The sequence below is a fragment of the Sideroxydans sp. genome (assembly GCF_054604835.1).
Map to the genome: position 1 here is coordinate 49871 of NZ_JBTSFG010000010.1, position 13060 is coordinate 62930.

Here is a 13060-nt window from a genome sequence, read left to right on the forward strand (position 1 = left end):
TGGTTCTTCACTAGAGCTTATTGCCAGTTGCCACGAATTGCTAAGACCGCACTGCCGTTCAAAGTTAATAGTTTTCATCTGGGAGGGCTTCAATTTCATTGTTCATGAATATTGCCAGAGTTCGATATGCATGCTCAACGAGGAAACAGTCCCTCTTGATATTCGGGTCCTTGGTGCCATGAAACAGATTATTTCTTACGCTGTACCAGAATTCGACCATGTTCCCCCAGTCGGTGAGGGAGTTCACGATACCTTTCTTGGATTTGTTTTCTTTATCGACGTTGTTTCCCACGCTATTCCACCACACATCTAGTTCCGGAAAATCCAAGTCCTTGGATGTGTTATAGAGCGGATGGCGCGCCAATTCTTCAATCACGGACTGCCATTGTTTACGCAAAGGCTTTTCACTCATTATGGCCTGCAAATAAGCCTTTTCGAGTTTCGCATTTTGTTTTACAAGTTGGATCGCTCTTCTGTCGGTTGTTGCGCCAATAAAGATATTGTTTCTTATGTGAGCAATGAATGCCAGGTACTCAAAAACAAATCGAGAGAAGTAATCGCCTTCTTCAGCTTTTTGATGCCACCTGATAACGAGCGCGCGGTAGTCTTTCAACTCGTCACTGATTACTTCAATAGTCTTCATACAGCCCAGACATTGATACTCGACAATTCCAATATTCCATGCGCCGTTATCACCTGAGAGATCAGCAGCGAGATAGTCGGCCATTTGGCCATCCGTTGCATCGTCGTCCATCTCTGCCATTTCCTGTCGGCGGTCGATCTTGATTAACTTCTGATTGCAATGCTCACATTTCATTGGTGCGCTCCCTCAATCCAATAATACAGTTTTCAAATATCCGACGCGTTCATTTTTCCTTGATTTCCCTCATGTAGCTTGATAGCCTACTCACAGGCCGTCTGAGCCAAACCTGCCGCCGGGTTAAAACAGACATTTCCAGCAGTTCTTGCACGACCTTCAATCCGGGTTGATGCGTAATCGGTGGACATCAACCAATTTGATTGGAGGATTTATCATGGCATCAATTCCATTGGACGTATCCGCACTGGCATCACTCAAGAAATCCCTGCGTACTGAATATCCGGATGTTCGTTCATCCCATTTAACCGAGGCAATCGCGGCCGCACTAGGTCGGAAATCTCATGCCTCACTTCTCGCCGACTTGTCCAGGCAGGACGATTCGCCCGATTATGACTTGCTGATTGATGAAGATTTTGACAAACGATTACAGGAGTTTGGTTACCCGGCTGATCCGGAGTTCAGCTTTGAGTGGATGGACAAGACTGTCCCAGAAATCATCTCAACCATACCGTTTTCTGCTTATGATATTGAGTATCGAACTGAGCGGGAACGTGCGTGGCGCAATTTGATGGTGTGCGCTATCAATGAAGGGCTTCGCCAGAAACTGTTCACCCTCCATCCAGACAATTACAACTGGGCACCCCAGGAAGACGCTCAGCGCCGGAGAGAGGGGCGGATATTTGAATTTTCACTGCCGAATGGGTTGCCGGCACTTGGGTATGTCAGCGATGCCGGATTTGGTGAATTATCTATCCATGCTGCAGTCAATCCGATTGGTAATTGGGTAGAAGCTTCTAATTCCGGGTTTGCTGCAGGTGATGCATTCGCGACTAGTTGGCTTGAGCGTGCGAAAGGTGCCTGGCTTCAAAACGCCACGAATCAATTTAACTGCCGCAAGCCGTTGCTGAAACTACTCGCTGACATCAAGGTTCGTCCGCGAGGATTCGGTGATCGCGGGAAGATTATGTAGCTTTATCCGCCCCCCTCACTGCCACGGCCAGTTTGTGTACTACGGTTGTCTCAGCACACAAACAAGTCGCTTGGTTGTGAGGGTTCCCGTTCTAGTGAATTGAAAAATGCCCTTTCATTAAGACCGTTTCTGGCCGCTTGCGGACAATGTAGTTCATATGCCTATTCGTCTGCTTAGGCCGATTATGTAGACCGCTCGATTATGTGGACTATCGGAGGTGGAATGTTTTAAACGCCATGCGTAGCGTGGCTCTACGACGATTGATGTAACGGTAAGCTCGACATAATTTCTGGAACTAGACAACTGCCTGTCAAAGCAAAATCGGTCGTTGATTTAATGTGAGACCGCACAGGGGCTGGCAGTGCCGCAATGGCGATCATCTGAGTGACGCCTCGGCTGCAACTCTCTAACCTTGGTGGATTGCGGATTATGTAGACCGTTACATTAACGTCCTCTGCACCAGCCATGGCCTCAGGGTGGGCGCAGAGCATCAAGTCCACATAATCAAGCAGTCTACATAATCGGCCTTATGTGGAGCGCCACATAAGGCCGATGATCCGCTAGGACGGCAGCCGACTCCAGTACCGTCCAGAATAAACTCGACGCAGACATCTAACACCTCACATAAAACGTGCGCCTCATGTTGTGGCAACCGACTGCGTTATTGGGCTAGAGAAATGGCGAAAATTATCGACCTGCCCTATTCACTCTTTCACGCACAATAGCAACATCAAACAATGGATGTGCGTATATTTGATCGTGCATTGCGGAGACTTTATCCGTTATTCTCATTGCAACAATCCTCTTGGGAATTTTCATTGCTTGAGAAATGTGCTCATCAGGATTGGCTACCCCTGAAAATTTATCCAGAGAATCCTTAGAAAGCAACATTTCAACTGCCCCCATATACGCTTCAAATTCGCTCTGGAGATAAATTGAATCATCCCGTAAGTCATGCGGATTCAGTAGCCCAGTAATTGTATTGACTATGATTTCAGCATCAACTGTTCTGAGCATGTCCAATTTGTGGTTCATCAATAGATGAGCCAACTCTTTGGCAACAAAAAATCTCGCCCAGCAGTAATTATGTTTTTTATTAACAAAGACAATAGCTTTGTCTTCAAACTCGGAGCACATGCCATCAATATTCGGAGCGGTTGTGTCGTCAAATAGCTCTATTTCGACAGGTTTCGAAATTATCGATTGGACGGCATCCAGTAGAGTGGCAAGGATATTCAGCCCCTGAGCCCATCCAGGCTTATTTGCCTTTATGCTTCGGATGGGGACAGGACTGCTTAATGGGTAATTTGAATTGCGCTGCCTAAATTCTTGATTTGAAGCAACGCATGAAAGCGCGGAAGTAACAGTTATTTTGCTCTTATCGTCAGTGGTCGCCATATGGGAGTGTTAGGCCTTCTTTGTACGCTGCAATAATCTTTTCTGCTTGATCAAGAATCGATTGAGCCTCAGGCTTTCCGTTGTCGTTCACAGAAAACTTCAGGTCAATCAGATTACCAATTTCTTTGGTATTCAGCGCTTCAGCAACATTATTCATTTTCGACTCCTCTTTGAGCAACAAGGGCGAATAAACAACTTCAATAGCCGTTTCATTCGCCAGTTATGCCTTAAAGCGGCGGGATTCTAATCCATCTCTGGGGGCTTTTGTAAAGAATTTAACAGCCCCACCTACTTCATTACTGCCCAATTCTGAACTAAGCATATCATTTGCACTCGCAGGAAATAACTGTAATTACACATAATATAGGCCTTATTTCTAAGTTTTCCTTATCATTTATTCAATCTATTTTGACTTCCCCACTGCGACCAGACCAATCTGCCTTGAAAGACTGACGGGAAAATTCTGAAGGTTGGTTGAATTCCTGCTTTAAAAGCCGCTGGCATCCCATATCGAAATCCATATCAAACACACACTGCACACCTTAGCCAGCTCTCTCCTTTCCGCTGGAGAAAAACAAATGTGGGTCTCTCAACAAATGGGGCATGCTGACTGGAGTACCAAAGCCGCCCATTTAAGTTGGAGCTTGAGAAGATTGATACAGCCACAGCCAGACCCGGTAAGCCGATCAGTTATGAGGAACTGGTTAACAGGACAGGAATCGAATTCTTGCCCAACCGTAGCGAGCTTAATTAGCCTGCTGGTTTAGGACAGCTGCCACATCACGCTTACCCATGCCTCTGAGATGAACGATTCGCTCTAGTTGAGATTCGCGTGGACTCGATTTGCCGGCTTCCCAGTTGTAGATGGTTTGGGGTGCGACACCAATCAGGACGCTAGCAGATTCAGCACTCAACCCCAGTCTATTCCTAAGCGACTTGAATCCCTTCGCTGTGAAGCGTTGTTTGGGCTTAGCTGCTACAGGCACTTCGACATCAGACTTCACAGTCGAAGACTTGAGTACGCGAGACAGTTGTTGCTCTAGCGTAGCTACGCGGCGCTTCAAGGCTGCAATATCTGATCTGTATTGTGATGATGCTTTTCTTAAAGTTGAAACCTCACTTTTGATCTCCTTTCGAGACAATCGTGAAATCTCCTCCTTCATTACTGACGCAATGTTAGCCATGGTAAATCCTCCTATTAACAAATCTGGTGTTTTAAACACTCTGGTAAATCAATTATAAGCGTACTCTAATAAACCAAAAAGATGAGTTGATTTATTGCACAACACTGACTACTCGATACAATGGAAGTTCGATTAACCAAGGAGAATTGCATGAACCGTAAAGAACTGATTGACGCACTGGCTGCAAAGACTGACAACAGCAAGGCAGATGCCGACCGCAATATAGCTGCACTGATCGAGATCATCACGGCCACTTTGAAAAAAGGCGACAACGTTGCCCTAGTTGGTTTCGGTACATTCGAGGTCCGCAAGCGTGCAGCGCGTGTTGGTCGTAATCCAGCGACTGGCGCAGAGCTGAAAATCAAGGCATCCAAGGCCCCTGCTTTCAAGCCAGGCGCTACGCTGAAGGCCGCTGTTAACGGTGGGAAGAAGTAAGAATTGAGATGCGCAAGACTGGTGACAACACCGGTCTTGCTGTTTCAATGTTGATATACACATGAAAGAAATTCTCGACTACCTCAAAGCTAACGGTGAATGCATAGATTCTGATATCGCAAAAGCTATTGGGCTTTCACTACCCAAAACACTGGTTCAGTTAGCTGAGTTAGCTGCCAAGCGTGAGATCATGGCTTACCAATCCACTTCTTTCGAAAATGGAAAGAAGGTCGAGGGAATGAAATGCCGGGTGACTGGATTTATTCCTAAGGCGGCTCCTGGCAGGAAGTCTGCGAAGGTTCAGCTGAAGTTGTCGTAACCCCTTTCAAATTTCAAATTCGCTGGTTTCTCAATTCATCACTCTAGCGCTCACACCTGCTGCAAAAGGATCTCTGTCAGCTGCAGCATAGTCGAATAATTACTATCGCATTCTCGATCTCATCATTATCTTCCTTTTTCTCTCTTAGGAAATCTTCACTCTCCCTTTTTAGAATTCTCAGTACCATTTCGTTTGAGCAGGCACTAATATTTCTTTAAACCTCTGCAATTCTCATATCAAGCTCGGATTTCCTCACATGGAGCAGGCTAATGTTCGTCATAATTTCTTCTAAATCCAATGTAATTCTCCCTTTAGTTGACTTTGAGGTGCTATGCACCAACCATTAGTGCTCTTACTTCATCCAAGGTGTGCTGCCGACACTCTAGCTCCCCTAGCAAGTCACGCGAGAGTCTTTCCGCAAGCGCGAAATATTGAAACTGATGTGCGCTGGAATTAGCATGAGCGTTGACAACATCCTGCTGTCTCCGCCTCAAATCACTGTCGATTGATTTTTGCTCCTGCTCTAGTAGTTTGATCACGGAGATAGCTTCGTTTGCGCACAACAACAAGAAGGCTTCTGGACTGTAGCGGTAGGAGTTCTTGATTCTATCGACTCTAATGTAGTTGAGATAACCACTATCAATCATATATCGGCTGACTACCTTGTCAAAACCAGGGTGCTTAATGAGCAGCAACCCCACGTCGTTTTGTGTCGTGACCTTGCCGAGATTTCGCCTGACGGCAAGATCGCGAACTTTAGTAAGCCAGGTAAAAGTAGCACTCTGTAATTCGAGGTTGTAGTCGTGGCTATCGGCAAGTTCGATTTCTGCAGAGCTCAATTTCTTTACGCAATCTTTGATAGTTTCAACTTCTTGTGAGCGCAGGAGATCATTGGGTGAGCAATAGTTTGGATTTCTGACGAGGCTAATTCCAATGGATGCGTACGCTTGCGCAACCAAGCGGGAGCAAAATTGCTTATGCGCCACGGTAGCTAACTTGTTGCTTTTAGAGAACATGAGGGTTGCTCCAGCCTCCGGCACTGAGTACAGCGCACCAACCCAAGAACGGGCATATGTGCATAACCTGTCTTTTTCCTGTTCATTTAATTTACGCTTAGCTCGGATAACGCCAATGTGTTCTACCGCCTCAAATTTTAATCTCTGAGGGTTTTTTGAGTAAACACCGTCAGTTGTTGCATGAATAACCGAATGTCCCACGTAGAGCATTGCGTGAGAAAACGGCCCGCCAGTTGCCTTTGCAATTTGCTTCGGCTTCTTGTCTTCTCCAAATGAGAGGAGAATGTCGCCAACTTCGAGGCTGTTCAGGTTAAATCCGTACGTCTCAGATGATGCTTGGTTCATTGGCGTTATCTCTTAGTACTTTCAGGCTTGGATTAAGTACGTCTATTTGTCTGCAATAGGTCAATTGCTCGCGCTCGCTGAATTGAGAAGCCTCCGTTCAGCGCAGTTCATTCCTAAACGGCAGGTGTTCGAAATATAGCAGACTTGTACCGCCGGACAAGCTAACGTCAGCTTTGGCCGAGGAGTGGACTGTGATTAATCCTGCAAGATATGGAGTATCAATATAATCTTGGAATCTCAATTACGTAGTGTTCACGATATGAAGCAAGCGAAGAAGCTTTATAAGTTGATGAAAAGCAGGTGTGGGAAGCCATACTACAATCAGTGGGGGGATAAGATTTCCCCTTTCAAACAGCGCATCTGCAATCATGCATGGGAACCTGATGGGCAGACCATGACTGAATACCGACTCTACTGCGGTCGATGCCACTCGACTAGGCTTGTATAGCAAACAGTGCCACCCTAACGGACTATCCGTACAAAATAATACCGTTGAGTACTAACAAACTGGGCGTAGTGAGTGAATCGCACACGAAACGCCAGATACCGTTTTCCCTAATAGATTTTCCTAACGTGCAGCTAATTTTTCGTGACTGTCTACGACTAAGGACGGTGATATAGGAAGAACGGTCGTCGACTTATCTGGAAGCCAAAGGCAGCTAAGGCCGACGACCGGGCTTCGACTAAAGCTGCAGTTTGTGTAGTGAAATAATTGCTTCCGTTTTTCAAAAGGCGCCGATGTGCAAGTCTGAGGACAGACAGCATGTTGACCATCCGTATGGTGGAAGTTAGTGGGCCACTATATGATCCAGATTGTTCCTAACCACGCTTTCCCGCCGTGGGCAGCCGATCCTATTGAATCTCAAATACGCGCAACAACTTCATTCATATAGAAATGGATACGATACCTCATTGCCTTGATTTGACCACGAATGCGGCGGAAGACAATCTTGATGGAAAGGTTCCCATCCTTCAGCACCGCGATTGACAACTAGCGCACATATCCCTACATTCCAAACAGCTTGCAGATTCGCTCAAAGTACATCGCCCCGCACGCACGGCGCGAGACTCACAGCGATATCCCCGGAACAGGAGGCCGACGCAAGACGAGATTCCCGCACTGACGGGAACAGTGTCGGCACCAGCCTTGTTCGCAAAAGGGGAAACAGATGATTGCATGCCTCATAAATATATTCGCGCTAAGCCACGAACAAGCGCTCTTCTCCTCTAGACAACTTAACCGAGGAGCTTGAGCATGCCCGGTGGATATACCCATGTCACATTAGTTCAACTTGCAATCGAAGACGCCCTTCATCATCAGGATGACTTGCTCCACACCGATGCGAAGCGTGCGCTAGGGAAATGGAAGAAATTCTGCATAGTTGGTGCTATCTCACCCGATTATCCCTATTTGGACATCTTGGACAAACATTCAGCCGATTGGGCCGATGTCATCCACAAAGGTAACGCGCTATCTCTTCTGCGCGGAGGTGCCGCGAGAATACGTGACATGGCTGACAGCAATGTGCGGCAAAAGTGCATGGCTTGGCTCTTCGGCTTTGCCTCCCACATTGCAGCCGACGGCACCATACATCCCGTGGTGAACCTAAAAGTCGGCCCCTACGAACAAAACAAGACCGCACATCGCAGTTGCGAGATGTCGCAAGATGTTTACGCTCATAGCAAACTAAACATGGGGATGTTGGATTTCAATCACCAAATTTCCACCAACGTGAATGATTCCTCTGCTGAAGAAGACGAAGACCGTTTGGACGCTGATATCGCCGCCCTCTGGTCTGATCTATTAATGGATGTCTACGACGACCCTTACCTCCAGCTCCAACCACCCCAAGTGCACGACTGGCACAGAGCCATGCGATTGATGATGAAGATCGGCGAGAGTGGCGACCATTTATTTGCATTCGCGCGACATGTCGCAGCCGACCAAGGTTTGGTATATCCGGCAGTGCCAGAAGCTACCCACATTGAGAATCTTGCCACACCAGATGGCACCACCCAGCATTTTGAAGCGATATTTCAGAAAGCACGCGTCAACATATTGGAGTTGTGGGGCTGGCTAGCCCTGACACTGCAAAATGAAGTTTCACCTCTTGATACCCTAGCCAGCTGGAGCTTGGACACAGGCATTGATGAGAATAACCGTATGACCTACTGGAGCTAACAACGATGAAATTCAGCGTATTAATCAAGCTACTCCCTTCCATTCTATTGGTTGCTTGCATTTCCGCGACAGCGGATACCCCATCCGCCAGTGAACGCGGCATCTTATCTACAAAAACTGTCAACTTGAGTTCCGCCGTAGATATTTACTTCTCCGACTTTACTGAAGAGCCAAAAGAAAGTGTCGCCACCACTCTGAAAAATGCCACCCAACACGACAAGCGCCTACTAGACAAGGTTTTCTCAAACTACGAACTGAAAGTGCAATATCAAAATCCCTATGCAGTTCTATTGATCTGCAGCAAAGATGGAAGGTCGGCGATCATGGAAGATGCGGGATGCTCTGCACGGATAGATCGGCAAGTGACCAGCTCAGCCCCTTGCGAATTCACCTTGAAGGTTACTCATGGCTGCACGGTTGATGGTGGTGACAAATAGCTCACCAGAAGTAAGTTAATTCACATTTCTAATACTTTTATCAGAACGCCAGGAGATGATTATGCGTCGCTTGTTATTGGTTCTAACGTTCATCCTGTTTGCGCCTGGATACGCCATTGCTAGCGGCGATGATCGTGTGTCTGCCGTTACAGACTTCCTGCTTAAACGCGCAGAAGAGAACGCTCTATACATGTTTGAAATGCGCCTCGCGTAATCAAGAATTAGCGTGTGCCTTTCCAGTTACCTACAGCTATATCGAAGATGGGAACCTGCGACTGCTCCTAAAGAATAAAGAACTTTGGAAACAAAGCGTCGAACAGGACTTGCTCACCATGGTAAGCGGCTATGCTGGGGAAAATATCAGCCACATCTTGAAATTCGTGGACCTTGCAAACCGCTACATCGAGACCGCCCAATATCTTGGCCTAGAATACCAGGGAGAGTTCATTCCATTAACTGAGGTTCCCATATCAGCGGACAGTGAATTCAAAAAACTGAATTCCGGCTTCTACGATGGCGTGATTGAACTTGATATAGCAATCCGTAGCCTGAAAGATATTCTGTCGCGATCTAAAAACACACGTGCGGCTTGCAGTATCCCTGCCATGACACTCGAAGACCTAAGCCTGCTTGCCGACAATATCAAACAAGCCAAGCCTCACCTTCAGGCATGGGCTAACCATATCAAGGCCAATGGTAAGTTATTAAAACTGAATACCGAAAAAATCAAATCTGACTGCCAGGATGATCCTAATCATTATCACTGCAAGTTCATCAACAGCCCCCCCCAAGAATGGCTGCAAAGTGATGTTGAAATTGCCATTGGTGCTACTGCAGTAGCGGTTACCACAGCCGTAGCGCTGAAAGATTTCGCTAACAAGATCAAAGCAACCAATACTTATGCGGCTAAAGTATTGGTAGCCGAAAAGTTCATGAAACAGACTGGCTTTAGCAAAGCAATTTCAAATCCTGAACGCCTCTCCAATGACCTCATGTTCTTTGCCGAACTGGCAGATACCGATGCGAACAGCAGCAAGGAACAAGTAGAAGAAATCCTGATGCGATACACCCTGCCCCCAGTCACTTTTGGTGTGAAGCGTGAATCACAAACTCACCTCATGATCACTGGCCACCTTGCCGCCTCTTATGGCAACGTCATCAACAGTTCAGAAGTTAGTGGCAATAATCGCGCGGGGATTTATGCCCCTGTGGGACTAGAATTAAGTCATGGCCTTGAATCCGGCTCACTGTCCCTAATGATCGCCCCCTTCGACTTCGGCTACCCCATCAGCCTCAAACTGAATGGTATTGAACAAGGCGTCTCACTGAATGAAGTCGTCGCCCCATCGATTGCTCTCAGCTACGGTTGGCGAGACTACCCCCTCAGTGTCGGCGTCGCCTATCAGCGCGGCAGGCGGTCAAGCCTGACCAATGCGGTAGAAAAGCGGGCTATGATATTTATGGGAATAGATATGCCACTGTTTCTTTTCTACTGAAAATCGATGTGGCTAGAATTTACAATTGAATGAACGACCACTCCCAAAAATGGCATCGAAGTGCCAAAGTAATAGTGACTTAAACCCACTCGCTAATAAGGTGACCGAAACTCTCATTCCATCTGCTTAGTGGCAGGATACGGTCAGTGTTTCGATTCTATTTCCATCCCCATTTATAACGAAAGCACTTCCTCTATGTATCTGCCGACCACGCTAGCCGCCCGCCTTTCCATGATTCTCTGTGCTGTGCTCTTAGTCGGCTGTGGGGATAACACCGAGACAACTGCAACATCTGTCACTAGTTCGATACAAACATCCGAGGCGGCCCCCAAGACTGCTGCACCAGCTTCTGCCCCCGCCCACACCAGTATCGCAACCGTCACCCTTCAAAGCATCGAACTGACTTCAGCCGAGGCAACCATCGGCATAGGCGAAACAACAGCGCTGCAAGCCACTGGACACTACTCGGATGATTCCACCCAAAACCTTTTACCCAAGGTGATCTGGCACACCAGCAAGAAAGGCGTCATCAGAATCTTGAAAGGCGAAGTCCATGGCATCAGCGCCGGTATCGTGCAGGTCACTGTCACGCTGGATGGCGTAAGTTCCGAGCCATTACCCATCACCGTGGGTTATTCCATCGGGGGTCACATCCATGGATTGGCTAAGGACAACAGTCTTTCGTTAATCAATAATGGCAGCCTCGAAGAAATCATCACGAATGGTGACACCTTCACCTTGCGCAATAAATTCATTCCCAAGACCGCCTACGTTATTCAGGCCGCTGCGATTCCGAATGCGCAACCCTGCACACAGACCTATGGCAAAGGGAGTGTGTCGAATTCAAATGTCAGCAACATCCATATCATCTGTGGCGTTCCATCCAAGGGCGTTTCTGTCACCAGCACAGACATCTCAAATGCGCGCCGCAACCACACTGCGACTTTGCTATCGAATGGGAAACTACTGGTCGCAGGAGGTGCTAATGACACAGGCAGTATCGCCAGTACAGAGTTATTCGATGCTGCTGGCAACAAGTTTACTGCCGCGGGTTCACTCAAGCAGGCGCGGCATAGCCACAGCGCCACGCTGCTCCCGGATGGCAAAGTGCTGGTCGTAGGCGGCATCGGGGAAGGCGTAACCCGCCTCGCCAGTGCTGAAATATTCGACCCTGCCTCATCCAGATGGGAAGCCACAGGCAGTTTGAACATCGCCCGTCGTGGTCACACTGCCACTCTGCTACCCAATGGAAAAGTACTCGTCGTGGGCGGCATAGGCGCAACAGGGCAAGGCATCCTTTCAAGCGCAGAGTTGTATGACCCCGCTACAGGAAAATGGCGCGTTACAAGCGGCCTTTCCACAGCACGTACCCAGCACACCGCCACCTTGCTACCCAACAACAAAGTATTGGTCGTGGGCGGCACAGGCCCGAACGGCAGCCTTAGCAGTGCTGAACTTTACGATGCCAACACGGACACTTGGCACCGCACCGGAAAAACACTCTCACCGCGTTACCTGCACATTGCAACGCTACTGCCTAATGGCAAAGTATTGATCACAGGGGGGCTAGACGACAAAGGCATCCTTGCCTCCTCCGAGTTGTTCGATACCGACAGCGGGCAATGGACTTCAGCAGGAAAATTGACTGATGCGCGCTACTCGCACAGCGCCGTACTGCTCCCAACTGGGCTTGTCTATGTAACAGGTGGCAGTAGTGCAGGCGGAAAGCACATCCTCGCAAGTGCGGAGCTTTTCGATCCTGCCACAGGGGCATGGTCAACTACGGGACCATCAACACATGCGCGTAGTCAGCACACTACTGTGCTGCTCAATAATGGAAAAGCGATCACTGTGGGAGGCACTTCTGGTGGAGAAGCTTTGAGTAGTGTTGAGTTGTATTGGTAGGACGCAGAGCTGGGCCTATCAACCGCAACAGTGGGCTGATATCAAAGGCGGTATCCAACCCTGGATTTGCGCTAATGAAGATACGCGTGGTGCTGACTGGCGGGAACCACGGCAGGGTGTTGGCTTGCGCGGTCTGCACAAAAATGAGACAGAAAGCGAGTAAGTAACGGAGCGGCGATTTAGTCAGGGATGCCGTCATCTTTGAAAGTCGTGGGGGATTCCTTATTTTTTGAAATACTGCTTGTGCTGGATTGCAAGACCTGACCCCGATGTTGTTCAGATTTGAATGGCAGAGATGCCAGTGAATAGCCTTGGGCTGTCGGGATTGCAATCAGACTAAGAAGCAGAAAGAAGAATTGCAGGCTTCACATCGTGGCTAGGCATCAATCTCTATTGTCGTATTGCAAGACCTGACCCAGGACTTGCGAGGGTGTCCAGAATTTTGTGTAAACGGGATTCCATTACTGCTGCGGCATCCTGTCATCAAACTGGATAGAAAACCGGTTTAGCGCCGCCTTCCAATCCCGGATTGGCATCGTCCATTTCTTGCTGA

Annotated in this window: 12 protein-coding genes; 7 read left to right on the forward strand and 5 right to left on the reverse strand. The window is 48.0% G+C overall.

Going from position 1 to position 13060, the window contains the following annotated elements; all coding sequences use genetic code 11:
- Positions 1–64: 64 nt before the first annotated feature.
- Positions 65–754, reverse strand: coding sequence for a hypothetical protein (locus ACYCZ5_RS13155; protein WP_461545255.1), 690 nt, complete (start codon positions 752–754; stop codon positions 65–67).
- A gap of 280 nt (positions 755–1034) precedes the next feature.
- On the opposite strand from ACYCZ5_RS13155, the gene ACYCZ5_RS13160 reads away from it, so the two are divergent.
- Complete coding sequence (locus tag ACYCZ5_RS13160) at positions 1035–1790, forward strand: hypothetical protein (RefSeq protein WP_461545256.1); 756 nt, start codon at positions 1035–1037, stop codon at positions 1788–1790.
- Positions 1791–2477: 687 nt separating this feature from the next.
- On the opposite strand, the gene ACYCZ5_RS13165 is transcribed toward ACYCZ5_RS13160, so the two are convergent.
- From ACYCZ5_RS13165 to ACYCZ5_RS13175, 3 genes are all read right to left on the reverse strand, one after another.
- Positions 2478–3188, reverse strand: coding sequence for an ImmA/IrrE family metallo-endopeptidase (locus ACYCZ5_RS13165; RefSeq protein ID WP_461545257.1), 711 nt, complete (start codon positions 3186–3188; stop codon positions 2478–2480).
- Positions 3175–3345: a hypothetical protein gene (locus tag ACYCZ5_RS13170; RefSeq protein WP_461545258.1), complete on the reverse strand. Its 171-nt coding sequence runs from the start codon at positions 3343–3345 to the stop codon at positions 3175–3177. The genes ACYCZ5_RS13165 and ACYCZ5_RS13170 overlap by 14 nt, the downstream gene beginning before the upstream one ends.
- A gap of 589 nt (positions 3346–3934) precedes the next feature.
- Positions 3935–4372: a helix-turn-helix domain-containing protein gene (locus ACYCZ5_RS13175; protein ID WP_461545259.1), complete on the reverse strand. Its 438-nt coding sequence runs from the start codon at positions 4370–4372 to the stop codon at positions 3935–3937.
- Positions 4373–4492: 120 nt separating this feature from the next.
- Here ACYCZ5_RS13175 and ACYCZ5_RS13180 point away from each other — a divergent pair, with 120 nt between their 5' ends.
- Positions 4493–4807 (forward strand): HU family DNA-binding protein, encoded by a 315-nt coding sequence (locus ACYCZ5_RS13180; protein ID WP_461545260.1) that lies wholly within the window; start codon positions 4493–4495, stop codon positions 4805–4807.
- A gap of 61 nt (positions 4808–4868) precedes the next feature.
- Complete coding sequence (locus ACYCZ5_RS13185; RefSeq protein ID WP_461545261.1) at positions 4869–5126, forward strand: ArsR family transcriptional regulator; 258 nt, start codon at positions 4869–4871, stop codon at positions 5124–5126.
- A gap of 329 nt (positions 5127–5455) precedes the next feature.
- Here the strand turns inward: ACYCZ5_RS13185 and ACYCZ5_RS13190 are convergent, their stop codons facing one another.
- Positions 5456–6487 (reverse strand): hypothetical protein, encoded by a 1032-nt coding sequence (locus ACYCZ5_RS13190; protein ID WP_461545262.1) that lies wholly within the window; start codon positions 6485–6487, stop codon positions 5456–5458.
- Positions 6488–7742: 1255 nt separating this feature from the next.
- On the opposite strand from ACYCZ5_RS13190, the gene ACYCZ5_RS13195 reads away from it, so the two are divergent.
- From ACYCZ5_RS13195 to ACYCZ5_RS13210, 4 genes are all read left to right on the forward strand, one after another.
- Positions 7743–8669 (forward strand): zinc dependent phospholipase C family protein, encoded by a 927-nt coding sequence (locus ACYCZ5_RS13195; RefSeq protein ID WP_461545263.1) that lies wholly within the window; start codon positions 7743–7745, stop codon positions 8667–8669.
- 5 nt (positions 8670–8674) lie between these two features.
- Entirely contained in the window at positions 8675–9106 is a 432-nt protein-coding gene (locus ACYCZ5_RS13200) for a hypothetical protein (RefSeq protein ID WP_461545264.1), read from the forward strand.
- A 134-nt stretch (positions 9107–9240) separates the two neighbouring features.
- The gene (locus ACYCZ5_RS13205) at positions 9241–10602 is read left to right on the forward strand and encodes a hypothetical protein (RefSeq protein ID WP_461545265.1); all 1362 of its coding nucleotides are present in this window, start codon (positions 9241–9243) and stop codon (positions 10600–10602) included.
- Between the two features lie 195 nt (positions 10603–10797).
- The gene (locus ACYCZ5_RS13210) at positions 10798–12507 is read left to right on the forward strand and encodes a Kelch repeat-containing protein (protein ID WP_461545266.1); all 1710 of its coding nucleotides are present in this window, start codon (positions 10798–10800) and stop codon (positions 12505–12507) included.
- Positions 12508–13060 lie beyond the last annotated feature (553 nt).

What these genes read in the sequence shown, in the direction of transcription:
- ACYCZ5_RS13155 (WP_461545255.1), bottom strand. Translation starts at nt 754, where the DNA reads ATGGACGACGATGCAACGGATGGCCAAATGGCCGACTATCTCGCTGCT.
- ACYCZ5_RS13160 (WP_461545256.1), top strand. Translation starts at nt 1,035, where the DNA reads ATGGCATCAATTCCATTGGACGTATCCGCACTGGCATCACTCAAGAAA.
- ACYCZ5_RS13165 (WP_461545257.1), bottom strand. Translation starts at nt 3,188, where the DNA reads ATGGCGACCACTGACGATAAGAGCAAAATAACTGTTACTTCCGCGCTT.
- ACYCZ5_RS13170 (WP_461545258.1), bottom strand. Translation starts at nt 3,345, where the DNA reads ATGAATAATGTTGCTGAAGCGCTGAATACCAAAGAAATTGGTAATCTG.
- ACYCZ5_RS13175 (WP_461545259.1), bottom strand. Translation starts at nt 4,372, where the DNA reads ATGGCTAACATTGCGTCAGTAATGAAGGAGGAGATTTCACGATTGTCT.
- ACYCZ5_RS13180 (WP_461545260.1), top strand. Translation starts at nt 4,493, where the DNA reads ATGGAAGTTCGATTAACCAAGGAGAATTGCATGAACCGTAAAGAACTG.
- ACYCZ5_RS13185 (WP_461545261.1), top strand. Translation starts at nt 4,869, where the DNA reads ATGAAAGAAATTCTCGACTACCTCAAAGCTAACGGTGAATGCATAGAT.
- ACYCZ5_RS13190 (WP_461545262.1), bottom strand. Translation starts at nt 6,487, where the DNA reads ATGAACCAAGCATCATCTGAGACGTACGGATTTAACCTGAACAGCCTC.
- ACYCZ5_RS13195 (WP_461545263.1), top strand. Translation starts at nt 7,743, where the DNA reads ATGCCCGGTGGATATACCCATGTCACATTAGTTCAACTTGCAATCGAA.
- ACYCZ5_RS13200 (WP_461545264.1), top strand. Translation starts at nt 8,675, where the DNA reads ATGAAATTCAGCGTATTAATCAAGCTACTCCCTTCCATTCTATTGGTT.
- ACYCZ5_RS13210 (WP_461545266.1), top strand. Translation starts at nt 10,798, where the DNA reads ATGTATCTGCCGACCACGCTAGCCGCCCGCCTTTCCATGATTCTCTGT.